The organism is Nostoc sp., assembly GCF_036919895.1.
Classification (GTDB): Bacteria; Cyanobacteriota; Cyanobacteriia; order Cyanobacteriales; family Nostocaceae; genus Nostoc.
The window spans coordinates 1-20,823 of record NZ_JBALBW010000120.1 but is presented as its reverse complement, the minus strand read 5'-3'; the positions used below and the strand labels follow the sequence as shown (position 1 = coordinate 20,823).

At 40.9% G+C, this 20,823-nt stretch carries 15 protein-coding genes; 7 read left to right on the top strand and 8 right to left on the bottom strand.

Translation table 11 applies throughout. From position 1 onward, the window contains the following. Positions 1-360 precede the first annotated feature (360 nt). Positions 361-3,357 (top strand): zinc-dependent metalloprotease, encoded by a 2,997-nt coding sequence (locus tag V7K55_RS23725; protein ID WP_334835131.1) that lies wholly within the window; start codon positions 361-363, stop codon positions 3,355-3,357. Between the two features lie 181 nt (positions 3,358-3,538). Here the strand turns inward: V7K55_RS23725 and V7K55_RS23720 are convergent, their stop codons facing one another. From V7K55_RS23720 to V7K55_RS23710, 3 genes are all read right to left on the bottom strand, one after another. Beyond that, positions 3,539-4,423: a hypothetical protein gene (locus tag V7K55_RS23720; protein WP_334835130.1), complete on the bottom strand. Its 885-nt coding sequence runs from the start codon at positions 4,421-4,423 to the stop codon at positions 3,539-3,541. A 70-nt stretch (positions 4,424-4,493) separates the two neighbouring features. Next, complete coding sequence (locus V7K55_RS23715; protein ID WP_334835129.1) at positions 4,494-5,087, bottom strand: DUF1517 domain-containing protein; 594 nt, start codon at positions 5,085-5,087, stop codon at positions 4,494-4,496. A 91-nt stretch (positions 5,088-5,178) separates the two neighbouring features. Continuing rightward, positions 5,179-6,756, bottom strand: a complete 1,578-nt coding sequence (locus V7K55_RS23710) for a pentapeptide repeat-containing protein (protein WP_334835147.1) — start codon at positions 6,754-6,756, stop codon at positions 5,179-5,181. Between the two features lie 69 nt (positions 6,757-6,825). Between V7K55_RS23710 and V7K55_RS23705 the strand changes: the two genes are divergently transcribed. Beyond that, positions 6,826-7,665 carry a prephenate/arogenate dehydrogenase gene (locus V7K55_RS23705; RefSeq protein WP_334835146.1) on the top strand — a complete coding sequence of 280 codons (840 nt, stop codon included), beginning with the start codon at positions 6,826-6,828 and terminating at the stop codon, positions 7,663-7,665. Between the two features lie 350 nt (positions 7,666-8,015). Continuing rightward, positions 8,016-8,306, top strand: a complete 291-nt coding sequence (locus tag V7K55_RS23700) for a hypothetical protein (protein ID WP_334835128.1) — start codon at positions 8,016-8,018, stop codon at positions 8,304-8,306. Between the two features lie 141 nt (positions 8,307-8,447). On the opposite strand, the gene V7K55_RS23695 is transcribed toward V7K55_RS23700, so the two are convergent. Next, positions 8,448-8,960, bottom strand: coding sequence for a DUF3122 domain-containing protein (locus tag V7K55_RS23695; RefSeq protein WP_334835127.1), 513 nt, complete (start codon positions 8,958-8,960; stop codon positions 8,448-8,450). Positions 8,961-9,026: 66 nt separating this feature from the next. Between V7K55_RS23695 and V7K55_RS23690 the strand changes: the two genes are divergently transcribed. Both V7K55_RS23690 and V7K55_RS23685 read left to right on the top strand, forming a co-directional pair. After that, the gene (locus tag V7K55_RS23690) at positions 9,027-9,254 is read left to right on the top strand and encodes a hypothetical protein (protein ID WP_334835126.1); all 228 of its coding nucleotides are present in this window, start codon (positions 9,027-9,029) and stop codon (positions 9,252-9,254) included. A gap of 342 nt (positions 9,255-9,596) precedes the next feature. Next, positions 9,597-10,514, top strand: a complete 918-nt coding sequence (locus V7K55_RS23685; RefSeq protein WP_334835125.1) for a polysaccharide deacetylase family protein — start codon at positions 9,597-9,599, stop codon at positions 10,512-10,514. A 195-nt stretch (positions 10,515-10,709) separates the two neighbouring features. Here V7K55_RS23685 and V7K55_RS23680 read toward each other — a convergent pair whose 3' ends face one another. The 4 genes from V7K55_RS23680 to V7K55_RS23665 all read right to left on the bottom strand — a co-directional run bounded on the left by V7K55_RS23680 (position 10,710) and on the right by V7K55_RS23665 (position 17,429). Beyond that, on the bottom strand, positions 10,710-10,844 hold the full coding sequence (locus tag V7K55_RS23680) for a hypothetical protein (protein WP_334835124.1): 135 nt from the start codon (positions 10,842-10,844) through the stop codon (positions 10,710-10,712). Between the two features lie 106 nt (positions 10,845-10,950). Continuing rightward, positions 10,951-16,332 (bottom strand): translocation/assembly module TamB domain-containing protein, encoded by a 5,382-nt coding sequence (locus V7K55_RS23675; RefSeq protein ID WP_334835123.1) that lies wholly within the window; start codon positions 16,330-16,332, stop codon positions 10,951-10,953. A 691-nt stretch (positions 16,333-17,023) separates the two neighbouring features. Next, a complete protein-coding gene (locus tag V7K55_RS23670; protein WP_334835145.1) occupies positions 17,024-17,221 on the bottom strand; it encodes a hypothetical protein in 198 nt (65 codons plus the stop codon). A gap of 49 nt (positions 17,222-17,270) precedes the next feature. After that, positions 17,271-17,429, bottom strand: a complete 159-nt coding sequence (locus tag V7K55_RS23665) for a hypothetical protein (RefSeq protein WP_334835122.1) — start codon at positions 17,427-17,429, stop codon at positions 17,271-17,273. A 228-nt stretch (positions 17,430-17,657) separates the two neighbouring features. Between V7K55_RS23665 and V7K55_RS23660 the strand changes: the two genes are divergently transcribed. Beyond that, positions 17,658-18,149: a hypothetical protein gene (locus tag V7K55_RS23660; RefSeq protein WP_334835121.1), complete on the top strand. Its 492-nt coding sequence runs from the start codon at positions 17,658-17,660 to the stop codon at positions 18,147-18,149. A 1,463-nt stretch (positions 18,150-19,612) separates the two neighbouring features. Beyond that, positions 19,613-20,695, top strand: coding sequence for a response regulator (locus V7K55_RS23655; protein ID WP_334835120.1), 1,083 nt, complete (start codon positions 19,613-19,615; stop codon positions 20,693-20,695). Positions 20,696-20,823 lie beyond the last annotated feature (128 nt).

Sequence of the window (20,823 nt, the reverse complement as noted above, 5' to 3'; positions counted from 1 at the left end):
AATCTGGAACTAAAAATTTTTCTGTGCTAGTTTGCTTCTCATTGACAAAAATAAATAGTATCAATAAATACTACACGAAAAATATCATGCGTTGTCGATATCTACGATGGGCTACACTGACGGCGTTTCTGGAGGATAGCTTCTCGTTAACCCTTAGTCACCTTAAGCTTCCTCTCCTGATGCAAATAAAGTGTCATCAGAAAAATTACTTCAAAAATCAAGCATTCTTCCGAGTTTCGTTAATTTGTTATACTTTTTCCCCCAGATATTTACTACTCTGATGTAAAAATCATAAAAAAGCAGGCTAAATAGCTTGGAAAAAGTTAAAAATTACGGGATAGTTATCAGGGAATTGATGCGATGAAAAACAGATTAACTTTTTATATAATTTTGTTACATAGTTTATTTTTAGGAATAGCAACGGCTAGCGCCAAGTCACCGTCTTTGAATGGAGTTGATACAGAGTTGTTAGCGAACCATAAGGCTGTGCAAGTTATAGAATCTGTAGTTACAGCCAATAGTCAGTTAACGACAGAAACTGATTCAACTAAAATCTCAGCTTTATCACTTAAGAATATCAATATTCCTCAGAAACAGAGGCTACCACCAGGGCAACTTTGGGTTGTTAATCAAAATAAACATGTACAACCTCAACCGTTTATTTGGGTAGTAAAAGATCCTCAAAAATCAGCACAGCAACCATTTTTACAAGTTGCCAAACCTCCAGAAAAGCCTAAACCTGGCAAAAAACCAACAGTAAAGGATGAGTTAGAGGTATTTGATGAGGTAGTGAAAAACACCCAAAAGTCAGGGGGACTATTTACCCTTTATCGCAATAAAGAAAAGAATAAAATTTATCTAGAAATTAAGCCAGAGCAACTTAACAAAAATTACCTAGCTACTGCAACCCTGGAATCGGGCATTGGCGAACGAGGTATTTATAGTGGTATGCCTCTACAAGATTTTTTATTTTATTTCCAACGGGTGGATGATAAATTAAACTTTGTCATCCGCAATGTCAATTTTCGCACTCGTGAGGGAGATCCTCAAGTGCGATCGCTAGCCCGGTCTTTTAGTGATTCTGTTCTCTACAGCATTGCAATTAAAAGCATTCATCCACAACGCAAAACTATTCTCATCGACTTGGGCGATTTATTACTGACAGATTTAGGTGGATTATCTGTAAGTTTAGGAGTCCCAGGAACCACTGACCAGTCCTATTTTGGTACTGCTAAAGCTTTTCCTCAAAACTTAGAAATTGAGTCCATTTTAAATTTCTCTGGTGGCTCTGGTCATGAGAGTGAAGTACCAGGCTTCGTATCGCTACCTGACAACCGTGGCTTTACGCTGCGCGTCCACTATAGTCTCTCCCAACTACCTGATAAAGATTATCGACCGCGCCTTGCTGACGATCGCATCGGTTATTTCATCACCGCCTATCAAGATTTATCCAAAGACGATCGCGGCGATTCTTTTGTCCGCTACATAAATCGTTGGGATTTAGAAAAACAAGACCCAAAAGCAGTAATTTCTCGCCCCAAAAAACCGATTGTCTTTTGGATTGATAACGCTGTGCCCTTAGATTACCGCGATGCGATGAAAGAAGGCATCTTAATGTGGAACAAAGCCTTTCTGAAAGCTGGATTTAAGGATGCAATTGAAGTCCGCCAAATGCCCGATGATGCAACATGGGACCCTGCCGATATTCGTTACAACACAGTTCGCTGGATCAACACAGTCGATGGTTATTTTGCAATGGGGCCATCCCGTGTTAATCCTTTGACTGGAGAAATTTTGGATGCAGACATTCTCGTAGATGCCAGCTTTATCCGGGCACTCAAAAATGAGTATCGCAAAATCGTCCAACCCAACCAAGCACAAAACCAGACTACTCTATCAGCTTTGATGCAAAATCGGCTACTTTGCGCCAATGGGTTAGATGCAAAAAACAATGGTGTACCCCAGCAGATGGAAGGGCAACAGGGGTTGTTAAATCGTTTATCTAAAATGGCAGGCGAGTACGATTTATGCTACGGGATGGAAGCTGCTAATCAATTTGCCCTTGGTTCACTGGCGATGTCACTATTGCCAGATACAATGGCCACTCCAGACCAGATGAAAGAATATATCAATCAATATTTACGTTTAATCATCGCTCACGAAGTTGGACACACCCTTGGTTTACGTCATAACTTCCGTGGTAGTACTCTGTTAGCACCACAGGAGATGAATAATACAGAAATTACTAAAAATAAAGGTCTGACAACTTCTGTAATGGATTACATTCCCCCAAATATTGCCCCTCAAGGGACAAAACAGGGAGATTATTTTCCTAGTATGGTGGGGCCTTATGATGAATGGGCGATTAAGTACGGCTACATACCAATTAAGACATCAACTCCCATAGCAGAGAAGCCAATTTTGGAAGAAATTGCTGCCCAATCCTACAAGCCGGAGTTGAGTTATTCTACAGATGAAGATGTGTACGATCTTGACCCAACTGCTGATGCTTGGGATAATAGCAGTAACGTGCTGCTTTATTCTCAGTGGCAGTTGAATAATTCGCGGGTGATGTGGCAACGTCTTGATAAGCGTTATCCATTAGCTGGTGATGGTTACAGCGATGTGAGCGAACGTTTTAGCACAGTATTGGGTAACTATTTTCAGCAAATATATTACACTACAAAATACATTGGGGGACAGTCTTTCTATCGGATTCACCCTAGTGAAATCCCCTCTGGAGTTAGCCAACACAGATTACCATTTGAACCAGTACCAGTTGAAGAACAACGGCAAGCTTTAGAGACGCTGCAAAAGTATGTGTTTGCAGAAGATGCCCTGAGCTTTTCACCAGAACTACTGAATAAATTAGCACCTTCCCGTTGGCGACATTGGGGTAGTTCTCCGCGAGTTGGCCGTTTAGATTTTCCCATTCATGACTTGGTGCTACTCATGCAGGGTTCTGTGCTGCGGGATTTGCTCTCAGGCGATCGCCTCTCTCGCCTCAAGGATATTGAACTCAAAACGAAACCAGAAAATGCATTGACTCTACCGGAACTATTTGACACCTTGCAATCAGGAATCTGGACAGAAGTAATCAAACCAAAGGGTAAACTAATGAAGATTTCTAGTTTGCGGCGAGGCTTGCAGCGCCAATATCTGGACATTTTGACGGCTATGGTATTACGGAAAGAATCTGTCCCAGAAGATGCTCGGACTTTAGCTTGGTATAAACTCAAACAACTAGACGAGCAACTGAAGGGGGTGAATTCTGAGGATGAATACACCAAAGCGCACTTACTAGAAACGCGCGATCGCATTGAGAAAGTCTTAAACGCACCCTTGCAAGGAAATTAAAAAAAGTTAGAGACGCGATTAATGTACTCTCCTTGCTAACACACCCTACTTTTGCACTTTATTTAATCCACGTTCCTTAGTTCTTTTTGAAGAGATGTCGTCATATATTTCTATAACGACATCTCCCAACAATCGACTAACAAAAAGCATTCAACAAGTTAATGATCGGTAACAAAATTTCTTAACGCCGTCTGCTACCAAAACCACTTGAGCGGCGGGGTGCTGTACTACGCCCACTACCAAAACTACTGCCAGAATTGCGCTTAGTAGTGCTGGAGTTACCAGAGGGTCGCAAGTTACTACCACCAAAACCAGAACCAGAAGGACGGCTATTACCTGTAGTGCTACGCGGTGTATTGCGTACATTTGAATTTCCAGGATATGACCTTCTAATTGTCCCTGTATTGCGGAAGGCAGTGCGATTTGTCACGGCTGCGGGTGGCGCATTGTAGCGAGTTTGGTAGTTTTGAACTGCTTGGCCATAACTTCCGCCATATCCACCGAAGCCACTTAATCCTTGTCCTGATTGATAGACAGGGGGTACATAATACTGGGGTCTAAACAACATACTACCAATTGCTTGTCCCGCCAAGCTACCAGCCACAGACCCAGCAAATGGTGCCCAGAAGCTATTTTCTCGACGCACTACAACCGTCTCTTGTTGTCCTGTTTGGGGATTGGTTTTATTCTCGGTAACGTTGTGGACGTACTCAAGTTTAAAGTCTTCCGTCAGATATAAAATCGGTTGTCCTTTGTCTACCTTCAGATATGTCTTTTTACCCTGCTTGATTTCATCCTCAGTTAACCGTGCCATTTGCAGATTTTCGGTTGCAAAGGTTGGCGGCTTGTTGTTCAGTAAAAACAGGTTATATTCACCACTTGCATCGTCATAAGTGGCTTGTTGTATTTGATACTCACCGTCACTCAGCTTTGTGGTATTAGAGGTTTGGTTAACGTTCTTAGCCGAGGGATTAGTTTGGTTTTCGCCACCACAAGCAACAGTTGTGATACACAAACTCAGAGCTAAAAAAACTGCTGTAAATTTACGTACTATGGTCATGATCATTGGATTATTGTCCTATCTCGGAGCTTAACAATTTCTCGATGTGAGTAGTAAGTACGGACTACCCAACAGATTATAAAGGAATCAATTCTGGGTAATATTGCAACAGTTGGTCGCTAGTGAGGTCATCACCTAACTGTGCAGGGGAGAAATGCACTTGGATTGCTTGTAATCTATGTTTATAATGCAAATTTATCAATGCTTTCAATCCTTCTTTAAGTGCCTGAACGTTAGAAAGATCGGTTTCTAACTCTGGGACTTCTCCTTCATAAGCTACTGTAATCATCACAATGACGTTACGGGTTACAGGTATAGATAAAGGTTCATTCGAGCTAGAGTCAGAGTTGTAATCTGGTTCGCTGAGATATCTTTCAGCCGAGTCAGTAAATAATTCGTTAACGTAATCTCCCGCCTCGCCTTCGTCCCAAAATACATCACCTTCGTTGGCAGCCGAAAGCCAATATTCATCGTATTGCAACAAGGTTTGGCTAATTTGTACCAATCCTTCTCCCAAAACTTCTAAGTCGCCATCGACATCGATCGCATCTCGCCCAGCACTATTTAATACTCCCAGAATTGGTGCTACTTCACCTCCCCCTAAATGCAGAAATAAGCGAAAGACTACATAGCGAGTCCGACCGATCATTTTATTAAAGGTATCGCGCATTTTTGTCCTCCATGAATTTTATTTTTGTCATTGGTCATTTGTTAATAGTCTAATAACTAATGCCCTATTTTCCATTCCATATTCCCCATTTCTAATTACTAATATAGTGAAATCCTTTGACAAAATCTGTAACCATATTTAACGAAGGCAATATATCATATTTTATTGACTCATTAGATATATCATCATAAGTTGAAGCATTGAGAGCAGAACGATTAATAAATCTTTTCCCAAAGTTGGGATTGTCATGAACAATCAAAGTTTGGGCGCTAGAATTTGTGAGAATTATTTGGGTTGGGGCTTTACAAAAATTTAACTTTGCGGCTACTTCAATATTTTTTTTTGTCTGTTTAATTGTTGTAGCCTGATTGATGGCTTGCTCTAGAAGAATATTTAATTGTTTCACAATAAGGGGTGATTTTAGCGATTTTAAATCTTGGTTTGTAATAACTTCACTGTTAATCATTTCCACCACACTGGCAATACTCTTTTGAGTAGATGCCGCATCTAGAAAGGGAAGAATCACAATGTAAGCAGTGGAAAATAATGCTTCGTCGCTATCTACATAGAATGTGAAAATGGTTCGACGACGACCACTTTCTATGCTTGGAGGTTGTTTCAGCCCTCGGTATTCCTGAGCAATTTGGTAGTAAGCGCCTGCGATCGCAAAATTGGCTTCATGTTCTAAGGCTGCATCAACAATAATGCGGATTGTGGGCGGTGTTTCGTTAAAGAAGTCTCGTGAGTCTTCCGAATGGAACTTCTGGATAATGGAGCGATCGCCGGCTGGGCTAAGATCGACCCATTCACAAATCATCCCTTCGGTTTTTAAACCAAACCTCGAGGTGGCGTAAAGCTTGGCCCCAGTTAATGTTGCTCCTGTTAAGTCAGCACCAATCCATTCCGCCCTCATTAATTTTGCCTGAGTTAAATCGGCGTGGATGAAAATTGTATTCGTTAAATTAGCATTGGTTAAATCTGCGCCAATTAAAGTAGCCCCGCTCAATTTTGCCCCGCTCAAATCTGCCCACCGGAGGTTCGCGCCGTTCAAATCTGCCCACCGGAGGTTTGCGCCGCTCAAATCTGCTCCGCTCAAGTTAGCATGATTGAGATTGGCTTGTCTGAGTTCGGTATCTCGCAAATTTGCACCACTTAGGTCACAACGACTGAGGTCACTAGCGTTTAAGTTAGCCATCTCTAAATTTGCTCCCGTCAAAGAAGCACCTCTCAAGACAGTCTCGCTCAAGTTAGCGTGGCGGAGATTTGCTTGGCGGAGTGTCGCCTCTCGCAAATCAGCACTGGTGAGGTCAGCTTCCGACAGGTCAGCACGACTGAGATCGGCACGAATTAACTCAGTGCGAATCAACAAGGCTCCTTTAAGTTGAGCGCGACTGAGATCGGCTCGAATCAAATTAGCGACATTGAGACTAGCGTTATTCAAGATGGCGTTGCATAGATTCGCACCACTGAGTCTGGCTACGTTCAGCTTGGCATTGCTCAAGTTAGCTTCGCTCAGATTCGCGCCACTGAGGTTAACTATACTCAAATTAGCATCACTCAGATTCACGCCACTGAGTTTGACCCCACTCAGATTAGCTTCCGCAAGGTCAACGCCACTAAAGTTTAAGACTCCTGCTGCGTATTTTTCTAGTAATTCCTCTACAGTCATCGATGCTACCCCTTGGATGCCAACTTCAATAGTTGGTAAAGTCATAAAAACGGAATGTCAAAATCAAAAATGAATATTGGGATTTTAGGATTGGGATTGATCGGCGGATCTTTGGGTTTTGATTTGCGATCGCAAGGACATCATATCTTAGGAGTCAGTCGCCGTGAATCTACCTGTGAAAAGGCAGTTGCTATCGGCAGTGTTGATGAAGCATCAGTCGATCTGAGCCTATTAGCCGCCGCAGAGGTTGTATTTATTTGTACACCTCTAGCGCTTATTGTGCCCCAATTGGAGCAAACGATTGCTCATTTGTCTACTACTACCGTGGTGACTGACGTGGGTTCGGCAAAAGCGGAGATAGTCAAAGCGATTTCTCCCCTTTGGGATAATTTTATTGGCGGTCATCCAATGGCGGGAAGAACAGACAGTGGCATAGAAGCTGCACAACGGAAATTATTTGTTGATAAACCTTATGTATTAACACTTACAGCTACAACGCCAACTAATGCAATCGCGGTTGTAGAAGAAATTGTGCGATCGCTTGGGGCTAATATCTATTATTGTCAACCAGAGCAACACGACCGCGCTGTTAGCTGGATTTCTCATTTACCTGTGATGGTGAGTTCCTCCTTGATTGCAGCTTGTTTGAGTGAAACTGACCCCGATGTTTTGGAATTAGCTCAAAAGTTAGCTAGTTCAGGTTTTCGAGATACCAGCCGTGTAGGTGGTGGGAATCCAGAGTTGGGCGTGATGATGGCGCGGTATAATCGTCAAGCATTGCTGCGATCGCTGCAACAGTATCGTCACAATCTCGATGAGTTGACTAACTTAATTGAGCAAGAAAATTGGGCAGTTTTAGAGCAAAAATTGAAATCAACGGGTAAGGCACGACCTGATTTTGTTGATTAAAATTCAGGAATCAGGAGTCAGAATGGGCTAAATGCCCCGCTACCGCTAACAGAATTAATTATGACCGAAAAAGCGGATAAATGGGTTTTATATCCCTACTCAATCTGCAATTTAGTAGTTAATGAGAAATCCGCAAACGTCGTGATTATGACTTCTAAATTCTGACTCCTAAATTCTTCTTCAAGAATGCTTTTTGAGATAGTTGATAAACTTAGGTGACTACTTTCTTGTTAAATCAATAAACATAGCTATTTAATAATTTTAACAGTAAAATCTTTAAAAAATGCTACTTAACAGTTTGACAGTCACCAAACCGATGTACTATACAGATAAATTTACAAAAATCAACAATGGTAGAACGTCCAATCAAGAAATCGGAACGTCAGTCCCAGGCAAGTACTGACAACAATTCCGAAAATACGGATCCTATAACTCCGATTGAATCCAACCCCAAAAGCTCAAAGCCGACCCGTAATCGCTCATCTGGCACTGATAAAAAAGCATCTTATGGGAATGAAACCAGGCAGCAGGGGAATCCTGCCCTAGCGCGTGGCCCAAAACCAGTTAAACCTCCAGTTAAAGTTGAAACAGAAGAACTTGAAACCGAATCGGAAACTATCTCTGAGGAGTCTCAAGACTAACGTTACTCCTGCGTGTGATGTGGGAGGCTTTAACTCGTCTTTATTAAGTATATGAAGACAGGATTTCTGCCTCCGAAGGCAGTAATTATGCCCCCCATCACCATTGGGTTATTCTTAATATTGAATATTTAATAGCTTTCACTAATCAATTTCTGTAACTAACCATTGCCACTCAGTAACTATAGTGTTGGATATCTTAAGAACCAATTGCTGTCCACTAGAGAGAGGTACATAGAGTTTGATTGCATCAGTTGTTGGCAATTTCGATAAGATATTAGTTAGGTTATATTCCCCCACATTGGGGACAGGTGTAGTTAAAGCATAAGCATCTGATGCACTCAGCAATTTTCCGACTGCTGTCTCAATCAACAATGGTTGGGGGTGAGCAATTTCAACGACACCTGGAAAAGCAACTAAGCGCAACCGCAAGTCTTTTACTGCACTGGTGTAATTCTGTTTAAACAACAGCACTTGCCAAGCATATCCTTTTTCATCTTTGATCGATACTTGTGAGTGGTAGCGTAAGATACCAGGAGAGTCATGATGTTGACGCAACAGTGCTTGTGCTGACTCCACACCCCATCCATATACGGTTAATGTGAGAAACCCTACTAGGGCGCAACACCAAAAATATTGTTGAAATTTTCGCTTCATTTGACGCATTTTACACCATAGTTCGGGGTTAGAGCCGGGGATGCTCCACCAAGATGTCAGAATTCTGTGTCAAATCAACCTTCTAATCTTAAAACTGCGGTGTATGCTGAAATAAATAGCGATGTCTATGACAGGCTATGCCTACGCATCATTTGGCTAACTCTCTCAATTAACGGTGAATTGGCAGATTTAGCAAGTGTAGGGAAATCCTCGGCCCTATTAGTAAACTCCGCCTTAGCATTTCTCCAAGTTACAGTTATACTGCCATCATTGCTACTTTTATTGGCCAGTTAAATACATTGAGTATTATTTTATTCAGTCTTTTTATGGCACTTTTGTACGTAGTTATGTAGGCAGCGAATTAGTACAGATAAAATTGGGACTTCCCTTGGCTTTTGCTGGGATGTTTCAAGGTCTTTTATTCTTTTTTCTTTTAGCAGTAGATATATTAATTTACAAAAGAGTACGAGCAAGCTAAGTGGAGAGTCAGGGAGATGAGGCACTAAGTAATAGTAACTAATTATTCCCAATCCCCATTACCCCATTACCCCATTACCCCTTATCCCCAATCCCCAATCCCCAATCCCCAATCCCCAATCCCCAATCCCCAATCCCCAATATTTAAGGAGATTTAATGTGTCTAATCGTAAATTATCGCCATTCCTAAAGGTAGTAACTATTGCATTGCTTGCTGGTGTAGGTAGTTTGGGTATCAGTCTGCTTGCAGGCACAACTAAACTTGACCGTCTGTTGGGAATTCAAAAGCCAAAAGGTGAGAGTGCTAAAACGGTTTTAGGTAGGGCAATGAGTGCAGATGCACAATCTATCACTCCAGCTACAGACCAGATGAATGAAGTCCCAAAGCCTTTTCAAGGCACAATCGTTTATCAAGCAAAACTAAAAGCAAATGAGAAAGTCATCGCCTTGACCTTTGATGATGGCCCTGGCCCCAAAAATACGGAACAGGTTTTAGAAATTTTGAAGAAAAATAATATCAAGGCGACATTCTTTATGCTTGGGGAAATGGTGAAATATTTTCCCAAAGTTGCCAAACAAGTGGCTGCTGATGGTCACGTAATTGGTAATCACACATGGCATCATTGGTATTTTCAAATGGATGCAGCAACTGCGGCTAGTGAAATTGACCGCACAGCAGATATTATTTATAAGACAACAGGAGAGAAAACTACTCTGTTTCGTCCCCCTGGTGGCTTTCTGAATAATGGATTAGCTAAATATGCCAAAAACGAGAAATACGCTGTCATGATGTGGTCAGAAGAGTCGGGAGACGCTGAACGTCGTTCGCCTCAAGTGCCAATGCTAGTTAAAAATGTGCTGAAATATGCAAAACCAGGTGCAATTGTACTGATGCATGATGGCGGCGGTAATCGTTCTAGATCCGTTAAGGCTTTACCAGAAATGATCGCAGGTTTGAAGGCCCAAGGCTATCGATTTGTGACTATTCCCCAATTGCTGGAAATGCAAGCCCAAGAAGAAAAGGCGGCAACGGCAGCATCAGCATTAGTAACAAATCATGAGCATCCAGACCATTAGCTTAACGCTCTTTTATTACTTTGAAAAAATAAAATATTTGTAGGTTGGGTTGAACAACGTGAAACCCAACAGAAGTAGGGATTATTGGCGTTGGGTTTCGTTCCTCAACCCAACCTACCCATAGATTTATAGAAAATAGTGACAACAAAGGTTTCTGATTTTTATCTCGTGAGAGTCATAGAAGAGCGTTAATCATCAGTGACAAACTAAACTATTGGGCAATAATGGCATTGTATCGGCTGACAATGCTATTGTATCGGCTAACAATGCCATTGCATCGGTTGACAATGCCATTGCATCGGTTGACAATGCAATTGTTTCGTCCTGCATTGGCATTGCAAGAATCTAAAATCTAATAGGCTTGGGTTAAGGCTTAACTCTTTGTCAAAGTAATTTTTTTAACAAACCGCAGAGTGAGCAGAGGAATTGTATTAATCTAAAATCGAGTTTCATACTCAACTTGAAATAGATTTTCATCTCCCAAATTAGTTGAGCCTCGCATCAAAATTTGGTCGTTGAGTCGATAAAGAACGTTGTAACCCAAGGACTGATTTGTAGATGTAGATAAAGGCGCGGATAAAGAGACAGAGAAATTTTTATTAATATCAAACACACCTTCTGCTGATAAATTCAGAATTGAAGCTCTTGATGTTTCATTACTCGTAGTAGGGGTAGGATATATCCGAAATTCGCTGAAGCCAATAGCCTGACCGATCGCAGTAATAGTTCCTTGCAAACTACCTAAAATGGTAGAACTAGCGAAATTAGTCAGCCCTTGTCCTGCATCTGCTTGACCGAAAGAACCAAGAATCGAGCCTCCTAGCAAAGCAACTATTTCTCCTTTACTACGGCTAGGTTCACTTGTTAATTCTAAATTATCGCCCAATTTACTAGCTGGGCCGTTAACACTGGCTTGAACGGTAACAGTCCGTAAAGTCCCAAAGTTATTTACAGAAACATCGCTGACTTCAGAGGACAATGGTGATTCCAAAACTTGACTGTTCGTACCTGAAGCTTCCGGTACGATCGCAGTAAGTCGAACATCCAAAGTAGGATCGAGTCCTTGACTTGGAATAAACCGCGCAGTTTGTTCGTAGCCTCGCGCTAAAGTAAACTCAGTGGAAAATAAGCTCAGTCGTCCTCCTGTCAAACGAATCTCTCCTTCAGGGAGGGGCTTGGCTAATGTACCATTGATAGTCAAGTCGCCTTTTGCATCAAAATCTAGTATGGGCTGACTTAATGCGGCTCCTCCTGGTACAAAGCTCAATAGGGACTGAGTGGTAACATGAATATTCTTGTCTAGAATCAACTTTAAATCTGCAAACTCTATAGGCAAATTGGGTGGAGTTACTGCACTAGCGCTACTTTCTGATGTAGTTACGGGGCTACTATTACTATCTGGTGTAGTGACTGGACTAGCGTTATTTTCTGCTGTCGGTATCTGTTCTCTATTTATGACGTTAGTATTCGCTTCTGTTGTCCCTGCTGTTTTGGTCTTAGCAGTAGAGTTTCCAATAACCACCTTACCATCACTCAACTTAATCTCTCCACCAATTACAGGTTTTAGGGCTGTTCCGCGAATTACGACATCGCCGCCAACACCCCCTTCATACAATCCTGCAAGCTTAAAATTGAGTTTGTCTGCTATTGATATTGTCAGGGGATTCGCTGCGCCTTGCTGAGGATTCAAAATTGGCAGGATGCCTGATGCAGTTATTTGCCCTTTATTGTAAGTAGCTTGAATGTTTTCAACACTTATAGTATTGCCATTAAATTGCGCTGTTCCTGTGATATTTGTTAGGGGTTCGGATAAAGCTTGAGCGCTAACAGTTGCATTGTTAACTGTGGCGTTTCCATTAATAATTGGTTCGTTTAAAGTACCCTGAACATTTAAGTCTACCTGTCCTTGACCGTCTACCCAAGCAACTTGATTATTGGTAAACAGATTTAACAGCGCCAATCCTTCATTATTTACATTGGCTTTGATGCTGATTTGATTGCTATCTGGTTGCACTGCGGCAAAAGGTAACGGAGCAGGTACGCTACCTATAACGGTAACTGGCTGCGTTCCTGTTACTAGCAAGGTACTATCAAAATTCAAACGAGCTTTGTCGTAGTCAAAGTTTACCAGTCCTGTTTGTACAGGTTGTTTGTTGAGAGTTGCATTCGCTAGTGTCACATTCCCCTGCGCTTTGGGATCTTTGAAACTACCTCCTAATGTGGCATCAGCATTGACATTACCAGTGATGTCTACGGGATATTTTTGTATAAAAGGTTGCAAGATTGATAGAGGTAGACTTGCGACATTCAATTTTCCAGATAGTTGTTCAGTTCCTAACTGTCCCGAAAAAGCTACTAATCCTTGATTTATGCCAACACTCAAGGGCGAAAGGGTGACGATTCCATCGGCAAAAGTACCTTGAGCAATGACTTGATTAATGGAGTATTGACCCCATTGCCAGTTAGCACCTTGGAAATTAAAGCCAACATTCAACCCAGATTTTAATGAGCCATTAGCTGTAATTCCTCCGCTTAAAGCACCCGTTAATTCTGCAAGAGTAGGTAAAGATGCAGTTTCTTTTCTCTCTTCTTGCTGTTGTTTTGCTACCAATCTTCTAATTCTTGAGAAATATTTTAGCTGTGTTAGTAAATCTGCATTGGGCAAACTGATAGCGTTGGTATCAAGTACTTCTGCTCCAGCTAACTCTGGAGGCTGCAAGCCGGTACCGAGGTCTTGAAAGTCGAAGATATTAAACGCTTGTAAAAGTTTCTGGATTTTGGCTTGGTCTAAGTTAGCTTGAAATTGAAATTGGGGATCGTTCCCTGTTTTGACATTTCCACTTAAGGCAATATTGCTATCTCCAATCCGCAATTGACCATTAGCCAAGCTAGCAGTGCCATCAGCATAATTAATAGTGCCGCGAAATTCGTCGGCTGCAACTCTGGCAACACGAGGATTTGCGATCGCAACGTTCCCCGCAACTGCATAATTATTAAGATTGACAACTAAATTTCCTGATAATTGCCCCCCTAAAGGTTTCAATTGATTGTTAGGTAAAAAGCCCCCAATTAGAGCGATAGGAAGCTGTTGGGCGTTGATGAGTAAGTTATCTCCCTCGACTCTACCCATGCTAACGGCCCCATCCCGACTGACTAAAAATGAAGTTGGCCGATAATTTGCACCCAAGTTAAGCGCAATTATGTCTTGCTTACCGGCTAATCGTAGACTTGCTCCCTGTCCCCCTTGAAAATTCACGTTTCCGGTTAAGAGTGGGTCAAAAGCTAAGTTACTAACCTGAAAATTTCGCAGCCGAATGTTGCCATTAGCTTGGGGAACATCTGGAGTGCCTGTGACTTTTCCATTAAAATCAAGTAGCCCCGCTACTGCAACGTCTCCAGGAATTTGAAAGCCAGTATTTTGTAAGTTGAAATTCTGCGCCTGTACGTTTAAATCAAATCCGGCAATTTGGGGTGAACCTGTTGGTGGAGTTTGAATTGCGATCGCACCATTAGCACTCAATCCGGCGGTACTTGCATTTTCAACTATAATCTGCTGTCCATTCCACTGAAATTGAGCGGTGAGTGGTTTTGCCAGCAGTGCTACCCCTTGGGAAAGGCGGATTTTCCCGGCGGCGCGAATATCTGCAAGCTGGAAAGATTTTGTTGTGCCTGATAACTGAATATCGCTATTAAGTCGTCCTCGCAGTTGTGGTGAAAATCGGTTGAGTTGAATTTGAGCAGTGTTGACAGATCCTTGCCAACGTTGTTGTGCAAGTTGACCTTGAGCCACGATTGTCCCACCTGCCACGTTCAACACCGCATCTGGAAAGACGATATTCTCTCCTTGTTTGGTAACAACAACTCGTCCGGTAGTGGGATAGGTAGCTGTAGGCGCTTGCACCCGCGCGACTGCTTGCAGGTTATTTAGAGTGCCGGAAATATTGGCATTTGCCGATACTTTACCAATAGTGATGGAGGGTGAAGATTTGTACGCTTGGGCGATCGCGTCTCCTGGTAAATTTTGAGCTTGCACATTAAATGATACCCTCCCTTGGGGTGCAAGCTGAAGTTGACCGCTAGCTGTAACCTGCCCTCCCACCTCTGGATTTGCCTGAACGCGAGCCACATTGACGTTTAATGGTTTACCCAGAGAACCAGAAATTTTAGCGTTTGCAGATATACCACCAAGATTGAGGGGAGTTGAAATATTGTAACCTTGAGCGATCGCATTTCCTGGTAAGCCTTGAGCTTGAATACCTATATCTACTTCACCTTGGGGAGCTAGTTGAATTTGACCACTGGCTGTAATTTGTCCCCCTGTTGGTGGCGTTATCTGAACGCTAGAAACATCAAGTTTCAAGGGTTGTTTGGCAAGTGAACCAGAAATTTGTGCTTTTGCGGAAACATTGCCAACTGCGATCGGTAGAGCAACGCCATAGCCCCGTGCTAGTATATCCCCTGATACACCATCAACTTGGGCATTAAATATTACGTCTTTGTTGACTCCTAAATTAGCTTGACCGCCTCCTGTGATTTGACCGCCAGCTGCGGGGACTATTTTCAAATTGGAGACAGCAAGTTGAGATGCAGTTTGAGATACATTCAAGCGGAAATCAGTATTGACAGCTTTGAAGAGAATGCGATCGACTTGAATCGGTTTTGTGTTGCTTACTGTACCGCTAAGGACTGGTTGTTGAAGTGCGCCTAAGACTTTAATATTTGCTTGAATTTCGCCACTAGCTGGGACTGACGAATTTACATTCAGCGTGTCTAAAATATTTCTAGCACTAATTGGTTTTATCTGAGCAGAGACATCAAAACCTGTTTGAGTATTAATTGTTCCATTGGCCAGAATGGGAATTTTACCAAAATTTGTACTTAAATTCTCTAAAGCAACAGTCTGACCTTGAAATGTAAATCTCCCATTAAAATTGGAAATCGGCTGAGGAATATTTTGGATTTTAGCAGTGACTTGATTTGCAGTAGCCGTTCCTATAATCGCTATTTCTGACAGTTTGGGTGGAATCTGAACCCCCAAGTCGGCATTTAAATACCCTGATTGCAATGCGATCGGTAACTGAATTAATCGACTAATATCAGATACTTGTAAATTTTGTGCTGAAAGGTTGAGGCTAGTTTGTTGAGCTTTTAGTTGGGTTTCACCAGCGATTTTAACTGCGCCTCCCTTGGCGAGTTGAGCATTGATGTCATAGCCAATCCTTTGATTTTGATCCGAAAATTGAGCAATACCACCAACTTGATTTAATATAACCGAGCCTTTCGGTTTCGTTGGTGCGGCGAACGGCATCAACTCTATATTTCCATCTTGAATTTGAAGTGTTTGCAATTCAGTCTGAATAGCACCTTTTCCTTCTCCAGCCTTAACTTGGGCTGTAACCCAACGCCCATCTCGATCCTGTTGGATATATACATTGGGCTGAACTAAGGTTACATTTAATACCAGTTTTCGGGTTAAGAGAAGTTCCAAGGGTGAGAACTGCACATCCAAGGCTTTTGCTACCACCTGGTCTGCATCGGTGGCAGTTGCTGGTATAGATAAAGAGCTAAATCTCAGGCTAGAGAGCGAAAAACCTTCAACTTTGCCTACTTTTACTGGCCGCCCAAGCAATTGTTCAAGATTTTGCTGTACTAATGGTGCTAAATCTTTATATACATAGCTTCTAGCCCACCAAGCACCGGCTGCAATTCCAATCAGTAAAACGACACCAAGAGCCAAACTGGTACGTCCTAACAGGAGGAGCCATAAACGAGGATTAGATGGTTCCTGATTATTTTCTGGATTTGGAGAGCGCGTCATTATCGTTATCAGTACCAGTACTTTTTTCTGGAGCAAGCCGAGAGATAGGCTAGCCGCATTTGTATCAATAAGTTACAAACTATGGTTTCATAATCTGAAGACTTCCGCAAGAACTTTGCGCCAACCAGCTTCTATTCTCCAAGAGAAGCTGCGCCAACAAGACGCTTTGTAACCGCGTCATGTTATTTCATCATCTTGCCTAATTATTGAATATATGTCGAGTAAAAATTTGTCACTATACATGATTTTTATCGTCTTTCAATTTAAAATATTCGCTGGGATTGTGGAAATTATTTTAGAACTTAATTATATAGACTTTCTTCCCTATAAGTATGATTTTCGTAAATTAGATAATACTTGAACATTAAATTACTTTGTGATACCTCTTGTATATACAACCCTAGTTATAAAATCAACCTTTAGAGAATCTAACTTAGTATAGATGACGGATGGTAAGTAATTTTAGGTTAAGGAGTAATTTAGGGCGGAATGCAAATTCTTGAAGCTAGATTTAGAACCGCGACTTTTTGAAGAGGTAAGGGCTATTGACCAATGACAAAGGACAGCTTTCGCCAGTTAGTTTTAATTACGTCAACCTACTGACAGTATGAGTTAACGTCAATAACAAGATTCCCAACTTCTTAGAGAAGTTGGGAATCTGAGGTTTTGTATTACTAGATTGTAAACTCGCTTATCGATCGGTTGAATCATCAATCATTTCTGGCGTTAAAGCTGGGTTACTCTTACGTTCTTCTGGTGATTGCTCCCGAATAACATCGTCTATTCTTGCAGGGTGTTTGATTTTGTCGAGTACCTCTGGACTTAGTTCCAATGGTTCGCCTTCTGGATTAGATTTTTCAACTTGACTAGGAACTGTTTCCTTATTCATCATTATTTCCCCAAACTTATACACCAAGCTTAAGTTGTTCTGTGGTGAGCTAAACACTATCTTGAGACTTAATTTCACTCAACAGTAGGTAAGAAAGACGTAAGGATTCAGTATTCCCAGTTTCGCAAACCATAAATAGCCACAGCCAGTACCCAAAACATGAAATTGCGATCGCTAATTCAGCGAAGCCAACGATTAATTCTCCCATAACTGCGATCACTTAGTTATTCGATAGAAAAAATTGAGCATTTCTAACAAGAAAAATCTATTTAAATTACTTTTTTAAAAATCTTTACGTTTCTCAATAAACTTTAAGAAATCTTGTAATTGAGTTAATAATCAATTAAGAGAAATTGCTTTGTAAAGGTTAATTGATATTCCTTGTCAAATTACTGGTGAAGTTAGAGACTAGGAATACAACACACGCAATTATTTTATGACTGCTATTTCTAACATTGAATTCAAACGACCAATTTGGCAAACTGCTATTATATTGACTTTGGGCTTTTGGCTCAGTGCTAGTCTAGTTTTAGACTGGGTAATTATGCCTAGCCTTTATCTTTCCGGCATGATGAGCCAAGCTGGTTTTACGACAGCAGGCTATACGATTTTTTGGAACTTCAATCGGATGGAGTTATTATCTGCTGCTGTAGTATTAACTGGGGCATTAGCTTTAGGTAAAATCCAATATCACTGGCGTATTGGCAGTATTATTTTATCTGGGCTGCTGCTAACTATAGCTGTGCTTGACACCTATTTCTTAACTCCGCAAATGTGCGCTATCGGAGTTCAACTCAATCTATTTGAAGCTGCTGCTGCTATTCCATCGACAATGAATTTACTACACGGTAGTTATTGGGTACTAGAACTAGTTAAGCTGGTGGCTGGTGGTACACTTTTAAGCTGGTGCTGGCGGGAACAAGTTTAAGTAGATGGAGAACTATAACGGTGAGAATGTCTACTTCTAAATCTCACACTAAAGACGCAAAGAAATTCTTTGCGTCTTTTTGCTACATGGCTGAATCAATGCAATGTTTACGACGAGTTACGCCCATGCGGAGAATTTTGTATTGATATTTGTGATTTTTAAAACTTGAGATTCTTCGGGTAAATTGCTATTATAAAATGATTCATTCATTTATAAGTGTAATTAAATCAGCAGACAAAATTATCTTTTACTGTACATTTTTAGCCTTCCCGGATATTAGAGAAAAGAAATACTGAAAGATAACATTAGTTAGCTTTCATCTTTACTTCACTGATTTATCATGAAGTTTATATATTGCTGCTAACTTTTTTTGAAAATTATAGTAATCTGAATTTTAGTGAGTCCGTTACAAGGGAGAGGGAACAGCGAACAGGGAACAGGGAACAGCGAACTCTTAACAGAAAAGAAACTTTCGTTGGGAGCATCCCAAATGTGTAAAAACATATTTTGTGATTGCGAGCGTAATGAAATGAAGCTTACTCCTTCGGGGAAGCAAGCTACGCGCAGCATCTTGTAGAGAAGCAATCGCAGCAAATTGTACAGAGTGACTATTTAGCCCCACACAACATTAAAATCCATTTCCAGTACTTATGATAGAGATTCCCTTCTGCTGAACTGGTCGCCTCTGCATCTCACCACACACCATTATGGCGGCAATTGTCAGCTAACTCATCCTTGGTCGGATATTTATCATTCTTGTTGTGCAAGTAATAATTTCGCCTAATTCCAACACTAAGAGCGGCTCTAGACCCACAAACCTAAGTAATACATTGAGCTTTCTGAATGCTTAGTTTTTAATAATACTTATTCTCTTGATGAAGTTTACCTCTAGCATAAACCTCTAGCAAAAGTAGCCGATAACTTTCGTCACTGATATAAAAGCAGCACGAAGTTAATCCTTTAAAGCCTTGATGGATAAGTATTTCAGTCTATATCACAATATATTTTGGTTGCTCCAAAATTTAGGATGATGGGCAGAAAAACTTTTGTAAGAGAAGCAAAGTATCTACAATTTTAGGCTGTGAAATACGGATAACAATGATGCTTTTGTGACTGATGGGCGAGAGCCAATGGTCTGTCCGTTGCACTTGAGTTACTGTTAGATTGGCTAGATTAGCAAAAGATACAGAAAACCAATCTAATCTTTGAAATACTATATCCTGACAACCAGTCGGGCCATTTTGCTATTGGGCAATAATATGGATTGGTTTAATTATAATTCGTGCTTTCTAGCTTAACAGAGATTGGTTAATTAAGAGTTGGGGGGTGTGGAATCTCTGTACTAAGTCAAATGTGACCGCTATATTTATTTGATAGTGTTTCCAACAAAGTCGCGGTGAATTCCGAAAAGGTAATTCACTAATTTTGCCTGCAAATGTTAATTTTATTCCAGAACTATCTCAATGAAAACACTTCCAATTAGTAGATACAGATTTTTCCAAAAGCTCCAGCCTTTATCTTTGTTGAAAAAAATCACTGGTAAGTCGGTTACTGGTTGTTTGCAGGTGTTTAGCACATCAGGTTCTTGGTCAATATATGTAGATGAGGGTAAGCTCATTTATGCCTGCTATTCAGAGAAAATGTTTGAGCCGCTTTACAGGAATTTGCAACGCTTGAGTCAGCAAATTTCTACTCTCCCTCTTGAAATTCACGAACAATTACGGGCAATATTTGAAACTGGGATTGAAAATCAGGCAATACCGAACCCAGATTATCTAGCTATTTGCTGGTTAGTTAATCAGAAATATATTAGTCCCTCTCAAGCAGCAATACTGATAGAACAATTGGCACTAGAAGTTCTGGAGTCATTTCTCAACTTAGAAGAGGGGAGTTATGAATTTATTCCTGAAAGCTTTCTGGATGACATGCCAAAGTTTTGTCATCTAAATCTCCGCTTACTGGTTGAACGATGTCAAATGCCCCGAAGCGAAGTGGCTTATCGTCAGACATCCCCCTCTTCTCAATCGCACCCCTCAGAACTGTTCAAAATAAATGAGCTAAAACCTAAAAACAAAAGTACATCAAACTGGTCTAGAACAAACGGCTATAAACCCTCAGCCTACTCTATTAATACTAATGAACATAGCGGTCAGCGAATTGTCCAACCACCTGCTGACAAAAAAATATATACAATTTTTTGTATTAATGACAGTCCTACAGTATTGAATGCTATTAAAAGTTATTTAGATGAGCAAACCTTTTCTGTTGTGGGAGTTAACGATTCTCTAAAAGCTTTAATGCAAATTATTCATACAAAACCCGACATAATTTTGTTGGATATTTCAATGCCTAATTTAGATGGATATGAACTCTGTTCTTTGCTGCGTAAACACTCACATTTTAAAAATACACCTGTGATTATGGTGTCAGAAAAAGTAGGATTTATAGATAGAGCTAAAGCTAAGATGGTTAGAGCCTCTGGCTATTTAACTAAACCTTTCACACAAGGAGATTTGTTAAAAGTAATTTTTAAACATATTATTTAATTTTCTAATATAATAAATAACTCCATTTAATCGATATACAGCACTTTGTGTAACGGTTTGGTACAGTAGTTGAGAAGATAAAAGTAAAAAATCAGATGAAACCCTACTCAGTAGACCTGCGGGAGAAA